The sequence below is a fragment of the Pseudomonas sp. UYEF17 genome, from assembly GCF_040546125.1.
GTDB lineage: Bacteria > Pseudomonadota > Gammaproteobacteria > Pseudomonadales > Pseudomonadaceae > Aquipseudomonas > Aquipseudomonas putida_Z.
Genome location: NZ_JBEPNE010000005.1, coordinates 264,309 through 291,157 on the forward strand (window position 1 = coordinate 264,309; position 26,849 = coordinate 291,157).

Here is a 26,849-nt window from a genome sequence, read left to right on the forward strand (position 1 = left end):
TAAGGATGACCCCATGAACCAGCCTGTCAGCCACGAACACAAGCACGATCACCACGCCCACAGCTGCTGTGGCAGCGCTGCTGCGCCAGCCTTGGTCCAGCTGAGCGAAAAGGCCAGCAGCCACGCCCAGTTCAGCCGTTTTCGCATCGAGGCCATGGACTGCCCTACCGAGCAGACCCTGATCCAGGACAAGCTGGGCAAGCTGGCCGGTATCGAGCAGCTGGAATTCAACCTGATCAACCGTGTGCTTGGCGTGCGCCACACCCTGGGTGGCACTGCTGAAATCGAGCAGGCCATCGACAGCCTGGGCATGAAGGCCGAGCCGCTTGGCGCCGAAGACGAGGGCACCGCCAGCGCGCCACAAGTGGTCAAGACCCGCTGGTGGCCGCTGGCGCTGTCCGGCATTGCCGCGATCGCCGCTGAAATCGTGCACTTTGCCGCGCTGGCCCCGGAGTGGGTGGTGGCGGCGCTGGCGCTGGCAGCGATCCTCGGCTGTGGCCTGGGTACCTACAAGAAGGGCTGGATCGCCCTGAAAAACCGCAACCTCAACATCAACGCGCTGATGAGCATTGCCGTGACTGGCGCGGTGCTGATCGGCCAGTGGCCGGAAGCGGCCATGGTGATGGTGCTGTTCACCGTCGCCGAGCTGATCGAAGCCCGCTCGCTGGACCGCGCGCGCAACGCCATTGGCGGCCTGATGCAGCTCACCCCGGACATGGCCACCGTGCGCCAGGCCGATGGCCAATGGCTGGAAGTGGAGGTGCGGGAGGTGGCCATCGGGGCCCTGGTGCGGGTGCGCCCCGGCGAACGCATTGGCCTGGACGGTGAAGTGACCAGCGGGCAATCCACCGTCGATCAGGCGCCGATCACCGGCGAAAGCCTGCCTGTGGAGAAGGCCGTGGGCGACAAGTTGTTCGCCGGCACCATCAACCAGGCAGGGGCGCTGGAGTTCCGCGTTACCGCTGCTGCCGGGCAATCGACCCTGGCGCGGATCATCAAGGCCGTCGAGGAAGCGCAAGGCGCGCGGGCGCCTACCCAGCGTTTCGTCGACCGCTTCTCGCGCATCTACACCCCGGTGGTGTTTGCCATTGCCCTGGCCGTTGCGGTGATACCGCCGCTGTTCATGGCCGGTGCCTGGTTCGACTGGGTCTATCGCGCCCTGGTGCTGCTGGTGGTGGCCTGCCCATGCGCCCTGGTGATCTCGACCCCGGTGACCATCGTCAGCGGCCTGGCTGCCGCCGCGCGCAAGGGCATCCTGATCAAGGGTGGCGTGTACCTGGAAGGCGGGCGCCAGCTGGACTTCCTGGCCCTGGACAAGACCGGCACCATCACCCACGGCAAGCCGGTGCAGACCGACGCCAAGGTACTGGAGCCGCTGTTCGAAGGCCGCGCGCAAGCCCTGGCCGCCAGCCTGGGCGAGCGTTCGGACCACCCGGTTTCCCGCGCCATTGCCCAGTTCGGCAAGGAGCAAGGCCTGGCCTTGAGCGAGGTCGATGACTTCGTCGCCCTGGCCGGGCGCGGCGTGCGCGGTACCATCGCGGGTGAGGTTTACCACTTGGGTAACCACCGTCTGGTCGAGGAGCTGGGGCTGTGCTCGCCCGAGCTCGAGGCCCAGCTGGATGCGCTGGAGCGCCAGGGCAAGACCGTGGTGCTGCTGCTCGACCGCTCCGGCCCGTTGGCGCTGTTCGCGGTGGCCGACACGGTCAAGGAAAGCAGTCGCCAGGCCATCGCCGAGCTGCACGAGCTGGGCATCAAGACTGTCATGCTGACCGGTGACAATCCGCATACCGCCCAGGCCATCGCCACCGTGGTGGGCATCGACCGTGCCGAGGGCAACCTGCTGCCTGCCGACAAGCTCAAGAGCATCGAAACGCTGTACGCCCAGGGCCATCGGGTGGGCATGGTCGGTGACGGTATCAACGACGCCCCGGCGCTGGCTCGGGCCGAGATCGGTTTTGCCATGGCGGCGGCCGGTACCGACACCGCCATCGAGACCGCCGATGTGGCGCTGATGGACGACGACTTGCGGAAAATCCCGGCCTTCGTCAGGCTGTCGCGCCAAAGTGCGGCGATCCTCATGCAGAACATCGTTCTGGCGTTGGGCATCAAGGCGATATTCCTGGCGATCACCTTTGCCGGCATGGCCACCATGTGGATGGCGGTGTTCGCCGACATGGGCGTGAGCCTGCTGGTGGTGTTCAACGGCTTGCGCCTGTTGCGCAAATAGAGGACGTGCATGCTGAGTTCGGAGCTTAAAGCCTTCTACATGGTGGCCCGCCTGGGCAGCATCACCCTGGCGGCGAAGAAGCTCGGCCTCAGCCAGCCCACGGTGACCACGCAGATTCGCAACCTGGAGAGCCAGTACGCGGTGGAGCTGTTCTACCGCGGCGGGCGGCGCCTGGTGCTGAGCGAGGAGGGCGTGCGCCTGCTGCCGATGGTCAAGGCACTGTTGCAGCAGGAGGCCGACATCGAGTTCGAGCTGCGCAACAGCGGCCAGGCCCAGGGCAGCCTGCGCATCGCGGCCACGGCGCCTTACTACATTCTCGACCTGGTGAAGATCTACCGCGAACGCCTGCCGCAGGTGGAAGTGGCGGTGGAAATCGGCAACTCGCAGCAGGTGCTGGAGATGCTCGAGGACTACCGGGTGGATATCGCCGCTTCGTCGCAACTGCTGGAAGACGCGCGGCTGGTGCGGCGGGTGCTGGGGACTGACCCGTTGGTGGTGGCGGTGCATCGCAACCACCCGTTGGCACACCGCCAGGCGGTGTCCATTGACGTGGTGGCCGGCCATTGCCTGCTGATGCGCGAGAAGGGCTCGACCACACGCAAGCTGACCGAGCAGATGATGCAGGAGGCCGGGGTGAAGGCCGGGGCGTTGCTGGAGATTGGCAGCCGCGAGTCTATCCGTGAGGCGGTGCTGCGCAACATCGGCATCAGCGTGATTGCCCGGCACGAGGTGCCGCACAACCCTGAGTTGCGGGTGCTGGCGCTGGAGAACGCGCCGGTGATGCATGAGTACCTGTATTGCCTGAAGGAGCGGCGCCAGGCGCGGTTGCCAGCGGCCTTCCTTGGGGTGGCGCAGGAAGTGGCCGGTTCACAGTTCTAGACCTGTGTTGGCCTCTTCGCGGGCTTGCCCGCTCCCACAGATACTGCGCAGGTTTTGAATTTTGTGAAGATCCTGTGGGAGCGGGCGTGCCCGCGAAGAGGCCAACACAGGCCACTACAAAATCTGCCTATACCACTATCACCCGCTTTTGCCCTAAAGCCACAGAACCTTCGCACAGCCTTCCTAGCATGGCCCCCATCTCTTCGATGAGGCCCTGCCATGAACCACACCACCCCCGGCGCACAGATGAAAGTGCGCAACATCCACAAGCGCTTCGGCGCCTTCACGGCGCTGAACGATGTCTCGCTGGACATCGCCGCCGGCGAACTGGTGTGCCTGCTCGGGCCGTCCGGCTGCGGCAAGACCACGCTGCTGCGCTGCATCGCCGGCCTGGAGCGCCAGGACCGCGGTACGTTGTACATCGGCGAGCGCGATATCTCGGAGCTGCCACCCCAGGCCCGTGACTACGGCATCCTGTTCCAGTCCTACGCGCTGTTCCCCAACCTCACCGTCGAAGCCAACATCGCCTATGGCCTGACTGGCAGCGGCCGCGAGCAGGCTCGCCAGCGAGTGTCCGAAATGCTCGAACTGGTGGGCCTGGCCGGCAGCGAGAAGAAATACCCCGGTCAGCTTTCCGGTGGCCAGCAGCAGCGTGTGGCACTGGCCCGCGCGCTGGCACCGTCGCCGTCGTTGCTGCTGCTGGACGAGCCGATGTCGGCGCTGGACGCCCGGGTGCGCGAGCACCTGTGCACCGAACTGCGCCAGCTGCAGCGCCAGCTGGGTATCACCACGCTGATGGTCACCCATAACCAGGACGAGGCCATGTTGATGGCCGACCGCATTGCGGTGATGAACAACGGCCAGGTCGAGCAGTACGCCACCCCGCAGGAAATCTACGACCAGCCGGCCACGCCGTTCGTTGCCGAGTTCGTCGGCCAGGGCAACTGGTTGCCGTTCCAGCGCAGCAGTGACAGCCATGCCCAGGTCGGTGGCATGAACATGCGTCTGGCACCAGGTTCGGCCCGACCCAGTAGCGGCCGGCTGTTCTGCCGCCCGGAGGCGATCACGGTCAACCCGGCGGTGCACGAAGAAAACCTGTTCCCGGCCATGGTCCGTGAAATCACCTTCCTCGGTAACCGCTGCCGCATGAGCTTCGAACTCAAGGCGCTGCCTGGCCATGCACTGCTGGCGGAGCTGGCTCCCGAGGCCATGCCGCGGCTGGGCTCGCAGGACATCTGGGTGGCGCTGCCGCCGCAGAGCCTGCAGGTGTTTGCCTGAGATGGCCGCGCCAATGTCCCTGCCGCTGAGCCAGGCCAAGGCCACGCCGCGTGCTGGCGTCGCCCTGGGCGACCGGTTGTTCGTCGTCGGCGGCAAGAGCCTGCTGCTGATCCTTCTGGTGCTGGCGGTGCTGATGCCGCTGCTGGCGATCTTCTGGCGCGGCTTCAGCGCAGAAGCGGGCCAGGGTGGCGGCCTGCTGGCGGCCCGCGAACTGTTCGCCAGTGAAAACTTCCACTGGCTGCTGGGCAACAGCCTGTCGGTGGCCTTCACGGTGGCAGCCATCGTGGTGCCGCTGGCCTACCTGTTCGCCTATGCCCTGCAACGCACGCTGATTCCGGGCAAAGACCTGTGGCGGGGGATTTCGTTGCTGCCGCTGCTGGCGCCGTCAATGCTGCCGGCCATCGCCCTGGTCTACCTGTTCGGTAACCAGGGGTTGCTGCGCGGGTTGCTCAGCGACAACATCTATGGCTTCTGGGGCATTGTGCTGGGCGAGGCCATCTACACCTTCCCGCATGCCCTGATGATCCTGCTGTCGGCGCTGTCGCTGGCCGATGCACGCCTGTTCGACGCAGCGTCCAGCATGGGTGCCGGCCCTTGGCGAGCGTTCACCAGCATCACCTGGCCGGCCACGCGCCAGGCAGTATTCGCAGCGTTCTGCCTGGTGTTTACCCTGACCATCACCGACTTCGGTGTACCGGTCGTGGTCGGCGGCGACTATCAGGTGCTGGCGCTGGAAGCCTACAAGGCGGTGGTCGGCCAGCAGCAGTTCGGCCGCGGCGCGTTGATCGGCATGGTGCTGCTGTTGCCGGCGCTGTTCAGCTTTACCGTCGATGCCTGGCTGCGCCGGCGCCAGGGCGAGGCCATGAGCGGCCGTGCCCAGGTGTTCGAGCCCAAGCCGTCGCGGGGCCGTGATGCCTGCTTCCTGGCGATCGTGCTGCTGGTGTGCGCGGCATTGCTGCTGGTGATCGGCATGGCGGTGTATTCGTCGCTGGTCACGTTCTGGCCCTACAACCTGTCGTTGTCGCTGCGTCACTACAGGTTCGAGGACACCGCCGGTGGTGGCTGGCTGGCCTACCGCAACAGCGTGACCATGGCCATCGGCACCGCGCTGATCGGCAGCATCGTGATCTTCACCGGCGCCTACCTGATGGAGAAGACCCAGGGCCAACGCCTGCTCAACCAGGCGCTGCGCCTGCTCAGCTTCATCCCCATGGCCGTGCCGGGCCTGGTGCTGGGCCTGGGCTACGTATTCTTCTTTAACCTGAACGGCAACCCGCTGCATGTGTTCTACGGCGGCATGGGGCTGCTGGTGGTGTGCACCATCGCCCACTACCTGACCACCGCGCAGATGACCGCGACCACCGCCCTGCGCCAGCTAGACGGCGAGTTCGAGGCTGCCGCGCTGTCGCTGAAGGCCCCGCTGTACAGGCACTTCTTACGGGTGACCGTGCCGATCTGCCTGCCGGCGCTGCTGGACATCATCCGCTACCTGTTCGTCTCGGCGATGACCACCGTGTCGGCGGCGATCTTCCTGTACAGCCCCGACACCATCTTGGCTGCCGTCGCCGTGCTGAACATGGATGACGCCGGCAATGTCGGTGGTGCCGCCGCCATGTCCACCCTGATCCTGCTGACCAGTGCCGGCGCTTCACTGCTGCTGGCCGCAGCCTCACGCGGCCTGCTGCGCCGCTCCCAAGCCTGGCGCCAACGCGCCGCGACCGTCTGACCTGTAAGGAACCTACCCATGTACAAGCACCTTGCACTTGCCGCTGCCGTTTCCGCCGTGTTCAGCCTGCAGGCTTCGGCCGCTGGTACCCAGCTGACGGTCTACACCGCCCTGGAAGCCGAACAGCTGAAGAGCTACAAGCAGGCCTTCGAGAAGGCCAACCCGGACATCGAGATCAAGTGGGTTCGTGACTCCACCGGCATCATCACCGCCAAGCTGCTGGCCGAGAAAGACCGCCCGCAAGCCGACGCAGTGTGGGGCCTGGCTGCTTCCAGCCTGGCCATCCTCGACCAGAACGGCATGCTCGAAGCCTACGCACCGAAGGACCTGGGCAAGATTGCCGCCAATTACCGCGATGCTGCCAACCCTCCAGCCTGGGTCGGTATGGACGTGTGGGCCGCGACCATCTGCTTCAATACCATCGAGGCCGAGAAGCAGGGCCTGAGCAAGCCGGTGAGCTGGCAGGACCTGACCAAGCCCGAGTACAAGGGCAAGATCGTCATGCCGAACCCGGCTTCGTCCGGCACCGGCTTCCTGGATGTCAGTGCCTGGTTGCAGACCTTTGGCGAGCCGCAGGGTTGGGCATACATGGATGCACTGCACCAGAACATCGGCCAGTACGTTCATTCCGGTTCCAAGCCGTGCAAGCTTGCCGCAGCGGGTGAATTCCCGATCGGTATCTCGTTCGAGTACCCGGCCGTGCAGCTCAAGCGCCAGGGCGCGCCGCTGGACATCGTGCTGCCGAAGGAAGGCCTGGGCTGGGAGATCGAGGCGACTGCGGTGATCAAAGGTTCGCCAAAAGCGGATGCGGCCAAGCGCCTGGCTGATTTCTCGGCAAGCCCGGCGGCCATGGAGCTGTACAAGGAGAACTTCGCCGTGCTGGCTGCACCGGGTATTGCCAAGCCGCAGACCGAACTGCCGGCGGACTATGAACAGCGCCTGATCAAGAACGACTTTGCCTGGGCCTCGAAGAACCGTGACCAGATCCTGGCCGAGTGGCGCAAGCGCTATGACGGCAAGTCGGAGAAGGTGGCTCAGCAGTAACCTGCACCGGCCTCTTCGCAGCACAAGGCTGCTCCTACAGGTCGGCGACAACCTGTAGGAGCAGCCTTGCGCTGCGAAGAAGCCACCACCCAATCAAGCCAGGAGAAGACGGTGATGCCCACCCCAGCCCAGATCATCGACAGCACCTTCGCGCTGTACGAACGCCACGGCAGTGACGACTACATCGGCGAAGCCATCACCCAGCTCGAACACATGTCCCAGGCCGCGCAACTGGCCATGGCCGAAGGCTTCGACGACGAAGTGGTGCTGGCGGCGTTCTTCCACGACATCGGCCACCTGTGCGGCGGTTACGCGAGCATGGGCGGCTATGGCGTGGTCAGCCATGAGCGCATCGGCGCCGAGTATTTACGCCGCTGCGGTTTCGGCGAACGCATGGCGCGGCTGGTGCAGTATCACGTGGAGGCCAAGCGCTACCTGACTTTGCGCCAGCCTGGGTATTACCAGCGGTTGAGTGAAGCGAGCCGGCGGACCCTGGAGTATCAGGGGGGCGTGATGAGCGAGGGCGAAGCGGATGTGTTCGAGCGGGATCCGCTGTTCGAGGTGAGCTTGCGGATGAGGGAGTGGGATGAGCGGGCCAAAGTGGTCGGGGTGGCGGTGATTGACCTGGATGGGTTGAAGCGGAAGGCTTTGGCTTTACTTTGAGATGTGGGCTGCCTGTGCGGGCCTCTTCGCGGGTGAACCCGCTCCCACAGGAGTAGTGCACATCTCAAGGAATGTGAGATACCTGTGGGAGCGGGTTTACCCGCGAAGAGGCCAGACCTGCTTGATCAAAACTGTGAAACCAGCGCCTCTAGCTGTTCCTGCCGCTCAGCCTGGTTCAGCTTCGCCCCAGGGTTGAGGGTGGACCACTGCGGATGCGCCCGCGCCTTGCTCAGCGCCTCCGGCAACTTGCCCTCCCGCCAGGCCTTCTCATCCAGCTCCCCCAGCCGAATGCTGTCCTGCGCCGCATGCCCGCGGTTTTCCAGCGCCACCATCAATTGCTGCTGACGCAAGGCCAACAAGCGCAACACCGTATCGTCCACCGTCAGTTCGCGCTTGCCCTTGAGCTTGCCCATCAACCGCGACCCATAGTTGCGCGCCGTCTGCAGCGCGCCGCCGGCAATCGCCCCGGCCAGGGCGGCAGCCCCCAGTGTCAGGCCGCCGACCAGCAGGTCCACCCCGGCACCCGCCGCAGCACCGGCGGCCACACCACTGCCCAAGCGCACGCCCAGCAGCTTCAAGGTTTCGGGATTGAACAGGTCATCGCCCCAACGGCCATCCAGCAACGGCAGGTCGCTGGCATGGGCGTCCTCGCGGCGGAAGGCATACAGCTTGAGCAGTGCCTCGACACAGCGCTGCTCGCGCTGGCGCACCTCTTGCCGCAATGCCTCGATGGCCCGGGCTTCGGCAGCCGGTTCGGCCTCGACGCTGCGCCGGCAGGCGGCGCAGTCCAGCAGCAGCTCGGCAATCAGGCGCTTGCCGCTGTGCCGACGCGCCAGGCGCTGTGCCTGCTGGTCGTCGATCAGCCGCTGCAGGGCCGGGCGGGCGTCTTCCAGCAGCAGGGCCAGGCTCTCGTACAACCGGCGCTCGCCATCCTCTGGCGGGGCCACGCTGTCGAACCGAACCAACGCGTGAAGCCCAAGCCTGGCAAGGGCTTCACGCCATTGCGGCTCGCGGTGCTGGTGGCTGGCGACGAAGTTGAGCACCGGTAGCAGCGGCTTGCCGCAGCTGGCCAGCACTTCCAGTTCGTCGCGGTATTTGGCCAGCACCGGTTCGCGGGCGTCGATCACATACAAGCCGGCATTGCTGGCCAGCAGCTGGCGCAGCACCTTGGCCTCTTGCTCGAAACGCTGGCGTGCCTCGCTGCCTTGCAGAAAGCGCTCGAGGCGGGCCGGGCCGTCCAGGCGCTCGCCCGGGCGCTCCAGGCGTTCGAGGTAGTCGAGCAGGGCGATGGCGTCTTCCAGGCCCGGGGTGTCGTACAGCTCGAGCAAGGGTTCGCCGTCCACCGACAGCCGCGCACCTTCCACATGGCGGGTGGTGCTGGGGCGGTGGGAAACCTCGCCAAAGCCGACGTCACGGGTCAGGGTGCGCAGCAGCGAGGTCTTGCCGACGTTGGTGTGGCCGACCACGGCCAGTTTCAGCGGCTCAGTCATGGCCATGCTCCAGCCAGGTCAGCGGCGAGGTATCGGCATGCGCCAGGCCAAGGCGGTCGAGGGCTTCGTGCCAGTCGCCCAGGCGCTGGGCGTCCAGGGCCTCGCCCGGTGCGGCCTGCAGTAGCCAGATGCGGGTGGCGCCGGCATTGCGTGCCAGCTCGGCGAGCAGCGCCAGGCTGCCACGGTCGGGCGAACGGCGCGGGTCGCAAGCGATGGCCAGGCGTGCCGGCGGAAAACGGCTGAGCTGTTCGAGCAGGCGGTTGCGCGATTCGCGGCTGTCGAGCACACCGGCACTGGTCACGCTTTTCGGCAGGGCGGGCGGCCAGGGGGGCTGGTCGTCCAGCTCCAGGCCGACCAGCAGGGCACCGCTGCTGCCACTTTCCAGCTGGCCAGCGGCAAACTGCGGCAAGGCCTCGGGCGCGGCATCCTGGACGCCGATGCGTTCGCTGCGCGGCATCAGCGCTTCACGCAGCTGCGCGTAGCCGGGCAGGCTGAGGTCCAGCGCCAGGCGTTGGCGGCCTTGGCGCCAGCGCCACAGGCACAGCCCGGCCAACAGCAGACGCGGCAGCAGGCCGTACACCAGCACCACGCCAAGCAGCCAGCTGGCCCAGGCCTGGCGCGCCAGGTCCAGGGCCGGCTGGCTGTCGCCGCTGGCGCGGATCATGGCCTCGTCGGGTACCGTGAAACCCAGCAACGAAGGCAGCGCGCCCAAGGCTTGGGTCAGGTGGATGAACGGGTCGGCGGCGAGCAGGGTGGTCTCCCAGACAAAGCCATAGCGCCGGGTCGCCAGCAAGGCCAGCAGCATGCCCAGTGCGGTGACCATCGCCAGCAGCCACAGGCCATGCACCAGCAGGCCGAGCAGCCAGCGGTTCAGGCGCTGGCGTTGCAGCAGCACCAGCAGCGCCGGTGCCAGGTGTGCGGCCTTGGCGTCACGGGCAAAGCGTTCGCTCAGCCACAGCCACAGGCGGCCCAGCCCCGCGCCATGCTCGCCGCTCAAGGTAAAGCCGATGGCCCAGCCCAGCAGCATCAGCAGGTTCAGCCCGAGCAGGCTGCCCAGCGCCCAGAAAACATTCACCGGGCGCTGCCCGTTGCCCAGGGCGGCCAGTGCCAACCCTGCGCCGCTGAGCACGGCCAGCGCCAGCAAGGCCAGCAGCGCCAGGCCTGCGCCCTGTTTCCAGCGGCGCAGGGCGGTGCTGATGCCGTCGCATTCGGCCAAGAACAGGGCACGGGTTTCGATGCGGGCCGCCAGGTCACCGCCTGCCTGGCGGGCGCGGCGGTTGGCTTCCTGGTCCTCCAGGGGGCCGGCATGTTCCTCGCGCAGGCGTACCGCTTCGGTGAGCCAGCGCTTGTCCAGTGAAGTCGGTGCGGTCACAAGGTCTTCCATTGCACAGGTCAGGGCAGAAGCATAACCCACACGCCCGGTGCTATCCTCGCTGGCATGAATACATCACTCCCCCTCAGCCTGATCGCGGCTCACGCCGAGAACCGCGTGATCGGCATCGACAACTCCATGCCCTGGCATCTGCCGGGGGACTTCAAGTACTTCAAGGCCACTACCCTGGGCAAGCCGATCATCATGGGGCGCAAGACCTGGGACTCGCTGGGCAGGCCATTGCCCGGGCGGTTGAATATCGTCGTCAGCCGGCAGGCAGGGCTGGAACTGGCGGGGGCCGAGGTGTTCGGCTCGCTGGAAGAGGCGCTGGTGCGGGCCGAGCAGTGGGCGCGGGAGGCCGGTGTCGATGAGCTGATGCTGATTGGCGGGGCGCAGCTGTATGGGCAGGCGCTGGAGAAAGGGCTGGTCAGCCGCATGTACCTGACGCGGGTCGAGTTGTCGCCGGAAGGGGATGCGTGGTTCCCTGAGTTCGATCGGGGGCAGTGGAAGCTGGTGTCGAGCGAGGCGCAGGCTGAGGAAGGCAAGCCTGGGTATCACTTCGAGGTCTGGGACAAGGTTTGAGATTGCCGGGGCTCCTTTGCAGCCCTTTCCGGCCGGACGGGCGCTCAGGTGAGCAGCTTGATGATCAATGCGGTGACAGTAGCCACCGTGGTGACGAAACCGACGGCGATGGCAACCGGGTACCAGAAGGTTTCGCGGGTCATTTTGCCGGCTTCAGCATTCAGCTTGCGTGTCTCGGCCATCAACTTATCCACTTCGACGCGGATCTTGGCAACCTCAACTCGGATCTTTTCGGCTTCTGCCTGGGTCATGTCGTACTGCTGCATGGTGGTTCCTTTCCATCGGCGTATTCGCTAGCCCGGCTAGCAGTATAGCAACGCCAATAGCCATCTATTGCTTGCTTCCCATGCCATTGCGTTACTGGATATTGGGGCCGCATAGCGACCCCTTCCTTATCAGGAATGACTCAACTCGGCATGTTCATCGCCAGCCAGCACTTCCTTGTCGGTCTCTTTCAACAGCTGGCTGGTCACCACCCCTGCGGTCATCGAACCGTTCACGTTCAACGCCGTGCGGCCCATGTCGATCAGCGGCTCTACCGAAATCAGCAACGCCACCAGCTCCACCGGCAAGCCCATGGCCGGCAGCACGATCAGCGCGGCGAAAGTGGCACCGCCACCTACGCCGGCAACACCTGCCGAACTCAAGGTGACGATGGCCACGAGGGTGGCGATCCACAGCGGGTCGAAGGTATCGATGCCCACCGCCGGCGCCACCATCACCGCCAACATGGCGGGATAGAGGCCGGCGCAGCCGTTCTGGCCAATGGTGGTACCGAACGATGCGCTGAAGCTGGCAATCGACTGCGGTACGCCCAGGCGGCGGGTTTGCGCTTCGATGTTCAGCGGAATGCTGGCGGCGCTGGAGCGGCTGGTGAAGGCGAAGGTCAGCACCGGCCACACCTTGCGGAAGAAGCGCAGCGGGCTCACGCCGGTGGCGGCGAGGATAACGCCGTGCACCACGAACATCAGCGCCAGGCCCAGGTACGACACCACCACGAAGCTGCCCAGCTTGAGGATGTCTTCCATGTTCGAGCTGGCCACCACCTTGGTCATCAGCGCCAGCACGCCATACGGGGTCAGCTTCATCACCACCCGCACCAGGCGCATCACCCAGGCCTGCAGGGTGTCGATGGCCGACAGCGCGCGTTCGCCTTTCTCGGCATCGTCCTTGATCAGCTGCAGCGCGGCCAGGCCGAGGAACACGGCAAAGATCACCACGCTGATGATCGAGGTCGGCTTGGCCCGTGCCAGGTCACCTACCGGGTTGCTGGGGATGAACGACAGCAGCAGTTGCGGGATGTTGAGGTCGGCGACCTTGCCGGCGTAGTCGCTGTGGATAACCTGCATGCGCGCGCTTTCCTGCGCGCCGGCCACCAGGCCTTCGGCGCTCAGGCCGAACAGGTTGGTCAGGACGATGCCGATCAACGCGGCGATGGCAGTGGTCAGCAGCAGGGTGCCAATGCTCAGCACACTGATGCGGCCCAGTGACGAGGCATTGTGCAGGCGCGCCACGGCACTGAGGATCGAGGCGAAGATCAGCGGCATGACGATCATCTGCAACAGGCCGACGTAGCCGTTGCCGACCAGGTCGAGCCAGGCGATGGTGGCCTTGAGTACGGGGTGGCCAGCGCCATACACGGTATGCAGGATCAGGCCGAACACCACGCCCAGCACCAGGCCCAGCAATACTTTCCTGGCCAGGCTCCAGTCGGTGCGGCGGGTTTGTGCCAGGCCCAGCAACAGGGCCAGGAACGCCAGCAGGTTAAGGGACAGCGGCAGGTTCATTGAAGCTCCAGCAAAAAAAAGCAGAAGAGGCATCGCCTCTGTGAGCGATTGCGAACGGAAATGCTAACAGGCTGAAAACAAACGAATTTATACCCAAATGGAATGTGCATAGTCGTTTATGGAATAACGGCGTGTCGCGGATTGCAATGAACACGACGTTTGCAGCTGCATGGAGGTCGTTATCAAAGGCTGCCGGCGGGGATTGTTGCACTAGCGTTTCTGGGTCATTTCAGGAGATTCGTACATGAAGTTCGCTCCGAAAGCCGTCGCCATCGGCCTGTCCCTGCTGTTCAGTATCGAAACCTTCGCCACCGAGCTCAAGCACTGGCCCGCCGAGGCAGCCAGGCAGCTCGACGGCATGATTGCCGCCAATGCCAACAAGGGTAACTACGCGGTGTTCGACATGGACAACACCAGCTACCGCTACGACCTTGAAGAGGCCTTGCTGCCGTTCATGGAAAACAAGGGCCTGCTGAGCCGCGACAAGCTCGACCCCTCGTTGAAGCTGATGCCGTTCAAGGACACCGCCGAGCACAAGGAAAGCCTGTTCAGCTACTACTACCGGCTGTGCGAAGTGGACGACATGGTCTGCTACCCGTGGGTGGCCCAGGTGTTCTCCGGCTTTACCCTGCAGGAGCTGAAGGTGCAGGTGGATGAGCTGATGGCCTCCGGCAAACCGATCCCGGCCACCTATTACGAAGGGGACCAGGTCAAGGCCATCGAGGTACAGCCGCCCAAGGTCTTCAAGGGCCAGGCCGAGCTGTACAACAAGCTGATGGAGAACGGTATCGAGGTCTATGTGATTTCCGCTGCTTCCGAGGAGCTGGTGCGCATGGTCGCGTCGGACCCCAAGTACGGTTACAACGTGAAGCCGCAGAATGTGATTGGCGTGAGCCTGTTGCTGAAGGACCGCGCTAGCGGCCAGTTGACCACCGCGCGCAAGCAGATCAGCGCCGGGCACTATGATGCCAAGGCCAACGTGGGGCTGGAGCTGACCCCGTACCTGTGGACCCCGGCCACCTGGATGGCAGGCAAGCAGGCGGCGATCCTGACCTATATCGATGAGTGGAAGAAACCGGTGCTGGTGGGGGGCGATACGCCGACCAGTGATGGCTACATGCAGTTTCATGGGGTGGATGTGGGCAAGGGCGGCATCCACCTGTGGATAAACCGCAAGGCCAAGTACATGGACCAGATGAACGGGATGATTGCCAGGAATGCCGCGGCGCAGGCCAAGGAAGGGCTGCCGGTGACGGCGGACAAGAACTGGGTGATCGTGACGCCGGAGCAGATTCAGTAAGCCATGTGGTGCCTGTGCTGGCCTCTTCGCGGGTAAACCCGCTCCCACAAGGACCCCGCAGCCTTTGAGCCAGGCACTGTACCTGTGGGAGCGGGTTTACCCGCGAAAGGGCCCTTACAGGCATAAAAAACCGGCGCCCAGGGCGCCGGTTCTTCATTCATACCGTCAGAGCCTCACAGCCCTTCCAGCATCGCCTTGTTACGCACAGCGCCCTTGTCGGCACTGGTCGCCAGCAGGGCATAGGCCTTCAGCGCGGTGGTCACCTTGCGTGGGCGTACTTCAGCCGGTTTCCAGCCCTTCTTGTCCTGCTCGACACGGCGCTCGGCCAGCTCTTCGTCGCTGACCTGCAGGTTGATCGAACGATTCGGGATGTCGATCAGCACCTTGTCGCCGTCGCGCACCAGGCCGATGGCGCCGCCAGCGGCGGCTTCCGGCGAGGCATGGCCGATCGACAGGCCCGAGGTGCCGCCCGAGAAGCGGCCGTCGGTGAGCAAGGCGCAAGCCTTGCCCAGGCCCTTGGACTTCAGGTACGAGGTCGGGTACAGCATTTCCTGCATGCCCGGGCCACCTTTCGGGCCTTCATAGCGGATGATCACGATGTCGCCGGCCTTCACTTCGTCGGCGAGGATGCCGCGTACGGCGCTGTCCTGGCTTTCGAAGATCTTCGCGGTGCCTTCGAACACCAGGATCGACTCGTCGACACCGGCGGTTTTCACCACGCAGCCATCCAGCGCGATGTTGCCGTACAGCACGGCCAGGCCGCCTTCCTGCGAATAGGCGTGCTCGACACTGCGGATGCAGCCGTTCTCACGGTCGTCATCCAGGGATTCCCAACGGGTCGACTGGCTGAATGCCGTCTGGGTCGGGATGCCGGCAGGGCCGGCCTTGAAGAAGGTGTGTACGGCTTCGTCATCGGTCTGGGTGATGTCCCACTTGGCGATGGCTTCTTCCATGCTGCAGCTGTGCACGGTCGGCAGGTCGGTGTGCAGCAGGCCGCCACGGGCCAGCGAGCCGAGGATGCTGAAGATGCCGCCGGCACGGTGCACGTCTTCCATGTGATATTTCTGGATGTTCGGCGCAACCTTGCACAGCTGCGGCACCTTGCGCGACAGGCGGTCGATGTCGCGCAGGTCGAACGCCACCTCGGCTTCCTGGGCGGCGGCCAGCAGGTGCAGGATGGTGTTGGTCGAGCCGCCCATGGCGATGTCGAGCATCATGGCGTTCTCGAACGCCTTGAAGTTGGCGATGTTGCGCGGCAGTACCGACTCATCGTTCTCGCCGTAGTAGCGCTTGCACAGCTCGACGATGGTGCGGCCGGCGGTGAGGAACAGCTGCTCGCGGTCGGCGTGGGTGGCCAGGGTCGAACCGTTGCCCGGCAGGGCCAGGCCCAGGGCTTCGGTCAGGCAGTTCATCGAGTTGGCGGTGAACATGCCGGAGCACGAACCGCAAGTCGGGCAGGCGCTGCGCTCGTATTCGGCGACTTTTTCGTCGGAAGCCGAGGAGTCGGCGGCAATGACCATGGCGTCGACCAGGTCCAGGCCGTGGCTGGCCAGCTTGGTCTTGCCGGCTTCCATCGGGCCGCCGGAGACGAAGATTACCGGGATGTTCAGGCGCAGGGCGGCCATCAGCATGCCGGGGGTGATCTTGTCGCAGTTGGAGATGCACACGATGGCGTCGGCGCAGTGGGCGTTGACCATGTACTCCACGGCGTCGGCGATGATCTCGCGGCTTGGCAGCGAGTAGAGCATGCCGTCGTGGCCCATGGCGATGCCGTCATCGACCGCGATGGTGTTGAATTCCTTGGCCACGCCACCGGCGCGTTCGATTTCGCGGGCGACCAGCTGGCCCAGGTCCTTCAGGTGCACGTGACCCGGGACGAACTGGGTGAACGAGTTGGCGATGGCGATGATCGGTTTCTTGAAATCTTCGTCCTTCATCCCGGTGGCGCGCCACAGGGCACGGGCGCCGGCCATGTTGCGGCCTTGGGTGGAAGTCTTGGAACGATAATCAGGCATGAAACACTCCTGGCGGCTTAATCAGGTCACAAAAAGGGGAGTGAGCTTCTCTTGTCCTTTGTACCGCAGGCCGGTTGCCACTGGCACGGATGGGGCCGAAGACCGCGCGGGATCGCCGCGTGCTTGGGCAGAGCTCATAAACCCGCCGGGGATGACTGGCGATGAATAGGCCGATTCTACACCGCTGGCGCGGCGAGGGAATGCAGATGTGGATAGCTGGCGGGGAGATTGCAGCAGGAAAGGGCCGCTTGGCGGCCCTTTTTAGCGGATATCAGCTGTTTGGCAGCAAGCGGCAGGTGATGCTCTTGATGTAGCGGGTTTCGGCGATGGCCGGGTGCACCGGGTGGTCCGGGCCCTGGCCGCCGCGTTCGAGCAACTGCAGGTTGCGGTCCAGGTGACGGGCGCTGGTCAGCAGGATGTTGTGCAGGTCGTCCTCGGGCAGGTGCATCGAGCACGAGGCGCTGACCAGGATGCCGTCCTTGGTCAGCATGCGCATGGCCTGTTCGTTCAGGCGGCGGTAGGCCGCTTCACCGTTCTTCAGGTCTTTCTTGCGCTTGATGAAGGCGGGTGGGTCGGCAATGATCACGTCGAAGCGCTCTTCGGCGGCCTTCATTTCGCGCAGGGCCTCGAACACATCGCCTTCGATGCAGGTCAGTTTCTCGCTGATGCCGTTCAGCGCGGCGTTACGCTCCACGCCGTCCAGGGCGAAGCCCGAGGCGTCGACGCAGAACACTTCGCTGGCGCCGAAGGCACCGGCTTGCACGCCCCAGCCACCGATGTAGCTGAACAGGTCGAGCACGCGCTTGCCTTTCACGTACGGTGCCAGGCGTGCACGGTTCATGCGGTGGTCGTAGAACCAGCCGGTCTTCTGGCCTTCGCGTACCGGGGCTTCGAACTTGACGCCGTTTTCTTCCAGCGGCACCCAGTCCGGCACTTCGCCATAGACGGTCTCGACATAGCGCTGCAGGCCTTCGGCGTCACGTGCGGAGGAGTCGTTCTTGAACAGGATGCCGCTTGGCTTGAGCACCTGTACCAGGGCTGCAATCACGTCGTCCTTGTGCGCTTCCATGGTGGCCGAGGCCAATTGCACCACGAGGATGTCGAAGAAGCGGTCGACAACCAGGCCTGGCAACAGGTCGGAATCGCCATAGACCAGGCGGTAGCACGGTTGGTCGAACAGGCGCTGGCGCAGCGACAGGGCGACGTTCAGGCGGTGCACCAGCAGCGACTTGTCCAGCGGCAGCTTGGCGTCGCGCGACAGCAGGCGGGCGCAGATCAGGTTGTTCGGGCTCAGTGCGACGATACCCAGCGGCTTGCCGTTGGCCGCCTCGAGAACAGCCTGCTGGCCGGCCTGGAAGCCTTGCAGCGGGGTCGCGCTTACGTCGACTTCGTTGCTGTAGACCCACAGGTGGCCGGCGCGCAGGCGGCGGTCGGCATTGGCTTTGAGGCGTAGGCTGGGCAGGGACATGACGTCGCTCCGGGAAAAAAGAGCGGGATTATAGCCTGTTGCCGGGCCGCATGCCCGTTGTGGGAGCGGCCTTGTGTCGCGAAAGGGCTGCGCAGCAGCCCCAGGGTTTCAGCAGCGCTGCATGGATTGCCGGGGCCGCTTTGCGGCCCTTTCGCGACACAAGGCCGCTCCTGCAGGTCTCGCGTAGGCCATGAGATGGCGTCAGGCTGCCAATGCCTTGATCAGTTGCTGGTTGAACGCCGGAATGTCGTCGGGTTGGCGGCTGGTGATCAGGTTGCCATCGACTACCACTTCTTCATCCACCCAGTCTCCGCCGGCATTGCGGATGTCGTCCTGCAGGGTCTTGTAGCTGGTCAGCCGCTTGCCCTTGGCTAACCCGCACGACACCAGCAACCAGCCACCGTGGCAGATCACCGCCAGCGGCTTGCCAGCCGAATCGTGGCTTTTCACCAGTTTCTGCGCGGCGGGGATCAACCGAATCGTGTCAGAGTTTTGCACGCCGCCGGGCAGCACCAGGGCATCGTAGAGGTCCAGGTGGGCGCTTTCGAAGGTTGCGTCCACGGCGAATGCGTCGGCCGGCTGGTCGTGGTTCCAGCCGCGTACCGTGCCCTCCTTGTCGCTGAGGATGTCCACCACCGCGCCGCTCTGTTCCAGGGCTTCGCGAGGGCCTGTCAGTTCCACTTGCTCGAAGCCGTCGGTGACCAGGAAAGCCACTCGCTTGCCGTTCAGTTCTGTACTCATGGGCCTTGCTCCTTTCCTTGATGAATATGAGAGAGAGGCCCGCATGGATAGAGTAAAGTTCCGGCGCAACGATTCAGTGGTTGGTCCCTTTCCGGTCTGGAGGGTTAGAATCGCCGGTCCCAAACGAGTGTGCACGTATGTCCCAAGAACTCAGCGCCGAACAGATCCAGCAAGCCTTGCAAGGCATCACCATCCCGCCGCAACCGCAGATCATGGTCGATCTGCAGTTCGAGCAGTACATGCCTGACCCGGACCTGGAAACCATCGCCAAGCTGATTTCCCAGGACCCGGGCCTCTCGGGCGCCTTGCTCAAACTGGTCAACTCCCCGCATTTCGGCCTTTCCAACAAGATCGGTTCGATCCAGCGCGCGGTGAACCTGCTGGGCAGCCGTTCGATCATCAACCTGATCAACGCCCAGTCGATCAAGGGCGAGATGAGCGACGAGACCATCGTTACCCTCAACCGCTTCTGGGACACCGCCCAGGACGTGGCGATGACCTGCCTGACCCTGGCCAAGCGCACCGGCATCCAGGCGGCGGACGAGGCCTACACCCTGGGCCTGTTCCATGACTGTGGCGTGCCGCTGATGCTCAAGCGCTTCCCCGACTACATGGATGTGCTGGAAGAGGCCTATGCCAAGGCCGACGACGAAACCCGCGTGGTCGACACCGAAAACCGCGCGTTCAACACCAATCATTCGGTGGTCGGCTATTTCACTGCGAAGTCCTGGCGCCTGCCCGAGCACCTCAGTGCGGCCATTGCCAACCACCACAACGCCCTGGCGGTGTTCCGCGACGAGAGTTCGCGCAATACCCAGAGCCAGCTTAAAAACCTGCTGGCGGTGCTGAAGATGGCCGAGCACATCTGCGCGTCGTACCGGGTGCTGGGCAACCAGGCCGTGGACCACGAATGGAATGTGGTCGGCCCGCTGGTGCTCGATTACATTGGCTTGTCGGAATACGATTTCGAAAACCTCAAGCAGAACATTCGCGAGTTGGGCGGGCACTGACACATGCCGGAATTGCCAGAAGTAGAAACCACCCGGCGCGGTATTGCGCCCCACCTGGAAGGCCAGCGCGTCAGCCGGGTGGTGGTACGTGACCGGCGCCTGCGCTGGCCGATTCCGGAAGACCTGGATGTGCGCCTGTCGGGGCAGCGCATCGTCAGTGTCGAGCGGCGCGCCAAGTACCTGTTGATCAATGCCGAGGTCGGCACCCTGATCAGTCACCTGGGCATGTCGGGCAACCTTCGCCTGGTCGAGCTGGGCTTGCCGGCGGCCAAGCATGAGCACGTGGATATCGAGCTGGAGTCGGGGTTGATGCTGCGCTACACCGACCCGCGCCGCTTTGGCGCGATGCTGTGGAGCCTGGACCCGCTCAACCACGAACTGCTGCTGCGCCTGGGGCCGGAGCCGCTGACCGACCTGTTCGACGGCGAGCGGCTGTTTCAGCTGTCCCGTGGGCGGTCGATGGCGGTCAAGCCGTTCATCATGGACAACGCGGTGGTGGTGGGGGTGGGCAACATCTACGCCACCGAGGCGCTGTTTGCCGCTGGCATCGACCCTCGACGGGAAGCGGGCGGGATTTCCTGGGCGCGTTACCTGAAGCTGGCGATCGAGATCAAGCGCGTGCTGGCGGCGGCGATCGAGCAGGGCGGCACCACGCTACGCGACTTCATCGGTGGCGACGGGCAGCCGGGGTACTTCCAGCAGGAATTGTTCGTGTACGGGCGGGGTGGGCAGCCGTGCAAGGTGTGTGGCACGGAGTTGCGCGAGGTGAAGCTGGGGCAGAGGGCGAGTGTGTATTGCCCGCGCTGCCAGCGCTGAGGCAAGTCACGCGGAAACTTGTAGGAGCGGCCTTGTGTCGCGATGGGCTGCGAAGCGGCCCCGGCAATTTCTGCTGCGGAGCTGAAATTTGGGGGCGCTTCGCACCCCATCGCGACACAAGGCCGCTCCTACAGGTACAGCGTAGGGCCGAGCGGATCAGGCCTTGCCAGTAATCCGGCGGTACTTGGCCATCAGCTCTTCTTCGGTTTCCGGGTGCGCTTCATCCAGCGGGATGCAGTCGACCGGGCAGACCTGCTGGCATTGCGGCTCGTCGTAATGGCCCACGCACTGGGTGCACAGGTTAGGGTCGATCACGTAGATCTCTTCGCCTTGGGAGATGGCCTCGTTCGGGCACTCGGGTTCGCAGACGTCGCAGTTGATGCAATCGTCGGTGATGATCAGGGACATGGGGACTCCGGCCGGGGCTCTGCGCCCGGGCATGTTCAACGCAGTGGGCACAATTGTGCCGCATTCGCGCCCGCAGTGCACGCGGGCGCGATGATCAGCCGCTAAAGGTCACTTCTTGAAGCGTTCGGTCAGCGCCTCGGCCACCACCGGGTGGACGAACTTGCTGATATCACCGCCCAGCGCGGCAATTTCCCGGACCAGGGTCGAGGAAATGAACGAATAGCGCTCCGAAGGCGTGAGGAACAGGCTCTCGACGTCGGGAGCCAGTTGCCGGTTCATGTTCGCCAGCTGGAACTCGTACTCGAAGTCGGACACCGCGCGCAGGCCACGCAGGAAGACGTTGGCGCCCTGTTCCTTGGCGAAATGCGCCAGCAGCGAGGAGAAGCCGATGACTTCGACATTGGGCAGGTGCTTGGTGACCTCACGGGCGAGCTCCACCCGTTGTTCCAGCGGGAACAGCGGGTTTTTCTTCGGGCTGGCCGCCACCGCGATGATCACGTGGTCGAACAACCGCGAGGCGCGCTCGACCAGGTCGCCATGGCCTTTGGTAATGGGGTCGAAAGTACCCGGGTACAACACTCGGTTCATCGCGTCATCCTGGCTGGAGTGCGTTGGGGAGTCGGATGGTAGCGCAGCGACGGCGCCCCGGCCAAGTCATGCGGCCGGCTGATGGCACTATAGACAGGGGGCCTGTTCCTTGTCATGCGCTGTGTGCCAGGCGGGCGACCAGCGCTTCGGTGAGCCTGGCGCTGATGGCATACACCGACAGTTGCGGGTTGGCGCCGATACTGGTGGGGAACAGCGAGCCGTCGTGAACCGACAGGTTTTCCAGCTGGTGATGGCGGCCAAGGCTGTCGCATACCGCCTGGCGCGGGTCGTCGCCGAGGGCGCAGCCACCCATCACGTGAGCGCTGCCCAGGCGCGTGCGGAACGGCTCCAGGCGCAACTGGTCGATCATGGCCAAGGCCTGCTCCAGGTTGGACGCGGCGCTGGCATCGCTGTGCACGGGGGTGACCTGGGTGGCGCCGGCGGCGAACTGGATCTGCGCCATGCTGCGGTAGGCGCGGCGCAGGCCGTCGCGCAGGTAGTCGGTGACCGGGTAATCGAGCACCGGTGAGCCATCGCCGCGCAGCTCCACGGCCCCTCCCTGGCTTTGCGGGTGGAAGCCGTCACGCAGCAGTGCCAGCATCACGTGGGTATGTGGCAGCTCGGCCATGCGCCGGGCATTCTCGTGACCATGCCCGCCCAGCAGCGTGCTGGCCAGGGCCGGGTGCAGCGGTGGTACTTCCAGCTTGTAGCCAACCGGGCCGTCGCTGCCGCCTTGCCATTGGAAATGGTCGCTGTAGATGGACTGCGGGGCGCCGTAATAGGGGTCGATACGGTCGTTGAAGCGTGCTGCACTGAAGTTGACCAGGTGCAGGAAGGTGCGTTTGCCCAGGCGGCCATGCGGGTCGGGCGCGTCGGAACGCAGCAGCAGGGCCGGGCTGTTGATGCCGCCACCGGCAAGTATGTAGTGACGCGCGCGAACGCGGACCTGCCGGCCTGTGGCGTGTATGCCCTGGCTATCCAGGGCCTGACATGACAGGCCCTGGATGCGCTCGCCGTTGTGTTCGAAGCGCTCGGCCCGAGCCAGGTACAGCAGCTCGCCGCCTTGTTCGAGGGTGGCGGGAATACGCGTTACCAGCATCGACTGCTTGGCATTCACCGGGCAACCCATGCCGCAGTAGCCCAGGTTCCAGCAGCCGCGCACGTTGCGCGGGATCACCGCCCAGCGGTAGCCCAGCTGTTCGCAGCCACGGCGCAGCACGTCGTTGTTGGCGTTCGGTGGCAGGGCCCAGGGGGTGATGCTCAGTTCCTGCTCGATGCGCTCGAACCAGGGGCGCATTTGCTCTTCGCCCAGGCCGCTCACGTTGTGGGCTGCGGCCCAGTGCGCCAGGGTCTGTGGCGGCGTGCGAAAGCTCGAGGTCCAGTTGACCAGCGTGGTGCCGCCCACGGCGCGGCCCTGGAGGATGGTGATGGCGCCATCCTTGCTCATGCGGCCCAGGCCTTCCTGGTACAGGCTGGCATAGGCTTCGTTTTCCAGCAGGTGGAAATCGCTGCTGGTCTTCAGCGGGCCTTCTTCGATCAGCAGCACCTTGAAGCTGGCAGTGCTGAGCATTTGCGCGCTGGTAGCGCCACCGGCACCGCTGCCGATCACGGCAACGTCGGCTTCCAGCGTGAGGTCGTGCTCCAGGCGCGAGGCGTCGTGGGTGATCCAGCCGCTTTCCAGGCCTTGGCGAAACGGGTCGGGTACAGGCATTGGCGCTGCTCTTGTTGTTTTCAGATTTTCGGTGGCCCGGGGTAGCCGCAGGCAGCCCAGGATTCGGGGCGTTCGTACCAGGCCATCTGCAGCAACTGCAGCAGCGAGGCGTGGCCCATGCGCAGCAGGTTCAGCGAGCTGTCCTGCCAACGTTGCAGGAAGGCCGTGACCTGCGCAGTGCCGGCTTGCTCCCAGGCGCCCCAGACCCCGGTCAGGGGGCCGCGGGTGAGTGGCAGGTTGAGCACGTCGAACAATTGCCGGGTGAGTTTGAGCATTTCCGGCGATAGCGCCGCCAGCTTGTGGTCGAGGCTATGCAGCACCAGTGTCTCGGCGGCCTGGGTGCCGGCCAGTACCACCGGGATCAGCGCGCGCAGCAGCGGCAAGTCGTCGTCGCGCAGTACCTGGTAACCCGTTGCGGCTGTCTGTGCGCTGCAGCCGACCAGGCTGGTACCGGCCAGAAAGACGCTGGCGCCAAGGCTGAAGCGCAGCAGTTCGCGGCGGTGCATGGGCTCGCCCTCAGCGGATGAAAAGCTTGAAGACCAGGCGCTGCAAGGCTTTGCCATAAGGCGGGTAGATCAGCCGGGCAGCGTTGAAGCGTTGCTTGGCCAGCACCGCCTTGGCCTTGCTGAAGGTCAGGAAGCCGTCGTGGCCATGGTAATGGCCCATGCCTGAAGGGCCTATGCCGCCGAACGGCAAGTCATCCTGGGCCACGTGCAGCAGGGTGTCGTTCAGGCACACTCCGCCGGAGTGGGTGTGGCGCAGCACCTGCTCCTGGGCTGCGCGGTCATAGCCGAAGTAGTAAAGCGCCAGCGGGCGCGGGCGCTGGTTGATGTAGGCCAGTGCCTGCTCGAGGCTGTCGTAGGGCACCAGCGGCAGCAATGGGCCGAAGATTTCGTCCTGCATCACCTGCATGCCGTCGTTCACCCCCAGCAGCAGGTGGGGTGGCAGGCGCCGGCCCTGGCGGGTTTCACCGGGGTACAGGTCGAGTACCTGCGCACCTTTGGCGTGGGCATCGTCCAGTAGATGTTGCAAGCGCTGCAGCTGGCGCTGGTTGATGATGGCGGTGAAGTCGGGGTTGCCGGCGATGCGCGGATACAGCCGGCGCACGGCACGCTGGTAGGCGTCGCTGAAGGCCTCCAGGCGCTCGCGTGGCACCAGCACGTAGTCGGGGGCGACGCAGGTCTGGCCGGCATTGAGGGTCTTGCCGAAGGCGATGCGCTCGGCGGCGCTGTCCAGCGGTACGTCGGCAGAGACTATGGCCGGCGACTTGCCACCCAGTTCCAGGGTGACGGGGGTCAGGTTGTGCGCTGCAGCCAGCATTACCTGGCGCCCCACGCTGGTGGCGCCGGTGAACAGCAGGTGATCGAACGGCAGGCGGGCAAAGGCCTGGCCTACCTCGACCTCGCCTAGCACCACGCTGACCAGGTCGGTGGGGAACACCTGCTCCAGCAGTTGCTTGAGCGCCTGGCCAGTGGCAGGGGTGGCTTCGCTGAGCTTGAGCATGACCCGGTTGCCGGCGGCCAGGGCGCAGGTCAGCGGGCCGATGGCAAGGAACAGCGGGTAGTTCCACGGCACGATGATGCCGACCACGCCCAGGGGTTGGTAGCGCACCTGAGCGCTGGCCGGCTGGAAGGCCAGGCCTACCTTGCGCCGGCTGGCGCGCATCCAGCGCTGCAGGTGCTTTTCGGCGTGGCGCAGGCCTTGCACCGAGGGTAGCAGCTCGGCCAGCAGGGTCTCGTCGGCGCTGCGCCCCTCAAAGTCCTGGCCGATTGCCTCAATCAGGTCGGCCTGGCCGGCCAGCAAGGCTTCCCGCAGGCTTTTCAGCCATTGGCGCCGCTGCGCCGCCGCTGGCAATGGGTTGCCGGCAAAGGCCTGGCGCTGGGTGGCGAACGTCGCCGCAAGGTCGAGGTCGGATTGCACAGGGGGCAAGGCACTGGGCGAGTTCATGGCGGCGTCGAGTCCGGGCAGGGAATCCCTAGAGCCTATACTCTAATTTGTACGATGGTGCGAATTTTTCCGCGTTGTCGAGCGGTGCATTCCACCGCCAATACGCCGTAAGATGACCCTTTGATGAAGGCCCGCAGACTGGGAGCTGAGCATGGCCCCGCGCATGAAGACCCGAGAGCGCATCGTGCAGAACAGCCTCGAGCTGTTCAACCAGCAGGGCGAACGCAGCGTCAGTACCAATCACATTGCCGCGCACATGGAAATTTCGCCCGGCAACCTGTATTACCACTTCCCCAACAAGCAGGCGATCATCGCTTTGCTGTTCAGCCAGTACGAAGAACTGGTGGACAGCTTCCTGCGCCCGCCGCAAGGCCGCGCGGCGACCGTGGAGGACAAGCGCTTCTACCTCAAGGCCCTGCTGGCGGCGATGTGGAACTACCGTTTTCTGCACCGCGACCTGGAGCACCTGCTGGACAGCGACCCGGAGCTGGCCGCCCGTTATCGGCGCTTTTCCGAGCGCTGCCTGCGCCAGGGCCAGGCGATCTACCGCGGCTTTGTCGAGGCGGGCATCCTGGCCATGGCACCAGCGCAGATCGAATCGCTGACCATCAACGCCTGGATCGTGTTGACGTCCTGGGTACGTTTTCTCAGCACCACGCGGGAGCATTCCGCGCACCTGGGTGAAGAAGCCTTCAAGCGCGGCGTCTACCAGGTACTGGTGCTGGAGCTCGGCTTCGTCACCGACAACGCCCGCAATGCCGTGGACGCCCTGTGCCAGGAATTCCATGTACCGTTCAACCAGGCCCTGGAGCACTAACCCAGGGCCTAAGTGCTATCGATAGTGCCATCGATCAGGAGATTGTCATGCCCCTTGCGCAATTGATCACCCCGCAGCAGTTGGCCGAGCGTCTGGGCTCGCCCAAGTTGGTGATCCTCGACTGCCGCTTTGCCCTCGAGGATGTGGACTATGGCCAACGCAGCTATGCCCAGGGGCATATTGCCGGGGCGCATTTTGCCGACCTGGAGCGTGACCTCAGCGGGCCGGTGAGCAAGGGGCGTACCGGGCGCCACCCGTTGCCGGATGCGCGCCGGCTGGTCGAGCGCCTGCGAGAGTGGGGCCTGGACGATGACAGCGAGGTGGTGCTGTACGACGACGGCCCTGGCGCTTTTGCTGCCCGTGCCTGGTGGCTGCTGGCCTGGCTGGGCAAGCGCAGCGGCGTGGCGATCCTCGACGGTGGCCTGAAGGCCTGGCATGCGGCGCACCTGCCGCTCAGCCTGGACCCGCCGCTCAAGCGGGAAGGCACCTTCAACGGTGAGCCGGACGGCAAGCTGCTGATCGATGCCGAGCACCTGGCCAAGCGCTTGGGTAACGCAGACCTGACCTTGATCGATGCGCGTGCCTTGCCGCGTTTCCGTGGCGAAGTGGAACCGATCGACCCGGTGGCGGGGCATATTCCGGGGGCGCAGTGCGCGGCGTTTACCGACAACCTGGGGGCTGATGGGCGTTTTCTGCAGCCGGACCAGCTAAAACAGCGCTTTGCCGAAAAGCTGGCCGGGCGGGCGCCGGAGCAGTTGGTGGCGTATTGCGGGTCAGGGGTGACGGCGTGTCATAACCTGTTTGCCCTGGCGTTGGCCGGGTACCCGCTGGGCAAGCTGTATGCCGGGTCGTGGAGTGAGTGGATCAACGATCCGCAGCATGGCGTAGCCACTGGCGAGTAAGCCGGTCAAATCCTGTAGGAGATCGCCCAGGCCCTGTGGGAGCGGGCGAGCCCGCGAAGCATGCAACGCGGTGGCTGG

General features: G+C 64.9%; 24 protein-coding genes. 12 read left to right on the forward strand and 12 right to left on the reverse strand.

The genetic code is table 11. The annotated features are described in order from the left end of the window. Positions 1 to 13 precede the first annotated feature (13 nt). The 6 genes from ABIB24_RS10980 to ABIB24_RS11005 all read left to right on the forward strand — a co-directional run bounded on the left by ABIB24_RS10980 (position 14) and on the right by ABIB24_RS11005 (position 7,817). On the forward strand, positions 14 to 2,227 hold the full coding sequence (locus ABIB24_RS10980) for a heavy metal translocating P-type ATPase (RefSeq protein WP_354316442.1): 2,214 nt from the start codon (positions 14 to 16) through the stop codon (positions 2,225 to 2,227). 9 nt (positions 2,228 to 2,236) lie between these two features. Beyond that, the gene (locus tag ABIB24_RS10985) at positions 2,237 to 3,106 is read left to right on the forward strand and encodes a LysR family transcriptional regulator (RefSeq protein ID WP_238067041.1); all 870 of its coding nucleotides are present in this window, start codon (positions 2,237 to 2,239) and stop codon (positions 3,104 to 3,106) included. A gap of 219 nt (positions 3,107 to 3,325) precedes the next feature. Continuing rightward, complete coding sequence (locus ABIB24_RS10990) at positions 3,326 to 4,384, forward strand: putative 2-aminoethylphosphonate ABC transporter ATP-binding protein (RefSeq protein WP_354316445.1); 1,059 nt, start codon at positions 3,326 to 3,328, stop codon at positions 4,382 to 4,384. A 1-nt stretch (position 4,385) separates the two neighbouring features. Continuing rightward, complete coding sequence (locus tag ABIB24_RS10995; RefSeq protein ID WP_354316446.1) at positions 4,386 to 6,110, forward strand: putative 2-aminoethylphosphonate ABC transporter permease subunit; 1,725 nt, start codon at positions 4,386 to 4,388, stop codon at positions 6,108 to 6,110. An 18-nt stretch (positions 6,111 to 6,128) separates the two neighbouring features. Further along, positions 6,129 to 7,154 (forward strand): putative 2-aminoethylphosphonate ABC transporter substrate-binding protein, encoded by a 1,026-nt coding sequence (locus ABIB24_RS11000; protein ID WP_085592463.1) that lies wholly within the window; start codon positions 6,129 to 6,131, stop codon positions 7,152 to 7,154. Between the two features lie 114 nt (positions 7,155 to 7,268). Then, positions 7,269 to 7,817, forward strand: a complete 549-nt coding sequence (locus tag ABIB24_RS11005; RefSeq protein ID WP_025340995.1) for a phosphonate degradation HD-domain oxygenase — start codon at positions 7,269 to 7,271, stop codon at positions 7,815 to 7,817. A 125-nt stretch (positions 7,818 to 7,942) separates the two neighbouring features. On the opposite strand, the gene ABIB24_RS11010 is transcribed toward ABIB24_RS11005, so the two are convergent. Together ABIB24_RS11010 and ABIB24_RS11015 are read right to left on the reverse strand one after the other, a co-directional pair. Continuing rightward, the gene (locus ABIB24_RS11010; protein ID WP_061550299.1) at positions 7,943 to 9,307 is read right to left on the reverse strand and encodes a GTPase/DUF3482 domain-containing protein; all 1,365 of its coding nucleotides are present in this window, start codon (positions 9,305 to 9,307) and stop codon (positions 7,943 to 7,945) included. Next, entirely contained in the window at positions 9,300 to 10,691 is a 1,392-nt protein-coding gene (locus tag ABIB24_RS11015; protein ID WP_274078236.1) for a DUF2868 domain-containing protein, read from the reverse strand. Before ABIB24_RS11015 ends, ABIB24_RS11010 begins: the two co-directional genes overlap by 8 nt. Positions 10,692 to 10,745: 54 nt before the next feature. Here ABIB24_RS11015 and ABIB24_RS11020 point away from each other — a divergent pair, with 54 nt between their 5' ends. Beyond that, on the forward strand, positions 10,746 to 11,261 hold the full coding sequence (locus ABIB24_RS11020; RefSeq protein WP_025340992.1) for a dihydrofolate reductase: 516 nt from the start codon (positions 10,746 to 10,748) through the stop codon (positions 11,259 to 11,261). A gap of 44 nt (positions 11,262 to 11,305) precedes the next feature. Here the strand turns inward: ABIB24_RS11020 and ABIB24_RS11025 are convergent, their stop codons facing one another. Together ABIB24_RS11025 and ABIB24_RS11030 are read right to left on the reverse strand one after the other, a co-directional pair. Then, positions 11,306 to 11,512, reverse strand: a complete 207-nt coding sequence (locus tag ABIB24_RS11025) for a hypothetical protein (RefSeq protein ID WP_085621818.1) — start codon at positions 11,510 to 11,512, stop codon at positions 11,306 to 11,308. 144 nt (positions 11,513 to 11,656) lie between these two features. After that, entirely contained in the window at positions 11,657 to 13,048 is a 1,392-nt protein-coding gene (locus ABIB24_RS11030; protein WP_025340990.1) for an L-cystine transporter, read from the reverse strand. A gap of 244 nt (positions 13,049 to 13,292) precedes the next feature. Between ABIB24_RS11030 and ABIB24_RS11035 the strand changes: the two genes are divergently transcribed. Beyond that, complete coding sequence (locus ABIB24_RS11035; protein ID WP_025340989.1) at positions 13,293 to 14,348, forward strand: HAD family hydrolase; 1,056 nt, start codon at positions 13,293 to 13,295, stop codon at positions 14,346 to 14,348. Positions 14,349 to 14,521: 173 nt separating this feature from the next. Here the strand turns inward: ABIB24_RS11035 and ilvD are convergent, their stop codons facing one another. From ilvD to ABIB24_RS11050, 3 genes are all read right to left on the reverse strand, one after another. Then, positions 14,522 to 16,363 (reverse strand): dihydroxy-acid dehydratase, encoded by a 1,842-nt coding sequence (gene ilvD, locus ABIB24_RS11040; protein WP_274078235.1) that lies wholly within the window; start codon positions 16,361 to 16,363, stop codon positions 14,522 to 14,524. A gap of 271 nt (positions 16,364 to 16,634) precedes the next feature. After that, positions 16,635 to 17,831: a class I SAM-dependent rRNA methyltransferase gene (locus ABIB24_RS11045; protein ID WP_354316448.1), complete on the reverse strand. Its 1,197-nt coding sequence runs from the start codon at positions 17,829 to 17,831 to the stop codon at positions 16,635 to 16,637. Positions 17,832 to 18,032: 201 nt separating this feature from the next. After that, entirely contained in the window at positions 18,033 to 18,572 is a 540-nt protein-coding gene (locus ABIB24_RS11050) for a type 1 glutamine amidotransferase domain-containing protein (protein ID WP_137162601.1), read from the reverse strand. 191 nt (positions 18,573 to 18,763) lie between these two features. On the opposite strand from ABIB24_RS11050, the gene ABIB24_RS11055 reads away from it, so the two are divergent. Both ABIB24_RS11055 and mutM read left to right on the forward strand, forming a co-directional pair. Beyond that, a complete protein-coding gene (locus tag ABIB24_RS11055; protein ID WP_170978883.1) occupies positions 18,764 to 19,582 on the forward strand; it encodes an HDOD domain-containing protein in 819 nt (272 codons plus the stop codon). Between the two features lie 3 nt (positions 19,583 to 19,585). After that, complete coding sequence (gene mutM, locus ABIB24_RS11060; protein ID WP_354316449.1) at positions 19,586 to 20,398, forward strand: bifunctional DNA-formamidopyrimidine glycosylase/DNA-(apurinic or apyrimidinic site) lyase; 813 nt, start codon at positions 19,586 to 19,588, stop codon at positions 20,396 to 20,398. Positions 20,399 to 20,554: 156 nt separating this feature from the next. Here mutM and ABIB24_RS11065 read toward each other — a convergent pair whose 3' ends face one another. The 5 genes from ABIB24_RS11065 to ABIB24_RS11085 form a co-directional block, all read right to left on the reverse strand. Further along, complete coding sequence (locus ABIB24_RS11065; protein WP_013974644.1) at positions 20,555 to 20,806, reverse strand: YfhL family 4Fe-4S dicluster ferredoxin; 252 nt, start codon at positions 20,804 to 20,806, stop codon at positions 20,555 to 20,557. A 108-nt stretch (positions 20,807 to 20,914) separates the two neighbouring features. Next, on the reverse strand, positions 20,915 to 21,394 hold the full coding sequence (gene coaD / locus ABIB24_RS11070; protein WP_014861498.1) for a pantetheine-phosphate adenylyltransferase: 480 nt from the start codon (positions 21,392 to 21,394) through the stop codon (positions 20,915 to 20,917). A gap of 112 nt (positions 21,395 to 21,506) precedes the next feature. Continuing rightward, entirely contained in the window at positions 21,507 to 23,105 is a 1,599-nt protein-coding gene (locus ABIB24_RS11075; RefSeq protein ID WP_354316451.1) for a GMC family oxidoreductase, read from the reverse strand. Between the two features lie 20 nt (positions 23,106 to 23,125). After that, positions 23,126 to 23,611 carry a twin-arginine translocation pathway signal protein gene (locus tag ABIB24_RS11080; protein ID WP_274078233.1) on the reverse strand — a complete coding sequence of 162 codons (486 nt, stop codon included), beginning with the start codon at positions 23,609 to 23,611 and terminating at the stop codon, positions 23,126 to 23,128. A 10-nt stretch (positions 23,612 to 23,621) separates the two neighbouring features. Continuing rightward, positions 23,622 to 25,052 (reverse strand): coniferyl aldehyde dehydrogenase, encoded by a 1,431-nt coding sequence (locus ABIB24_RS11085; RefSeq protein WP_137162598.1) that lies wholly within the window; start codon positions 25,050 to 25,052, stop codon positions 23,622 to 23,624. A 151-nt stretch (positions 25,053 to 25,203) separates the two neighbouring features. On the opposite strand from ABIB24_RS11085, the gene ABIB24_RS11090 reads away from it, so the two are divergent. Both ABIB24_RS11090 and ABIB24_RS11095 read left to right on the forward strand, forming a co-directional pair. Beyond that, entirely contained in the window at positions 25,204 to 25,869 is a 666-nt protein-coding gene (locus ABIB24_RS11090) for a TetR/AcrR family transcriptional regulator (protein WP_025340981.1), read from the forward strand. Positions 25,870 to 25,916: 47 nt separating this feature from the next. Continuing rightward, entirely contained in the window at positions 25,917 to 26,771 is an 855-nt protein-coding gene (locus tag ABIB24_RS11095; protein ID WP_025340980.1) for a sulfurtransferase, read from the forward strand. Positions 26,772 to 26,849 lie beyond the last annotated feature (78 nt).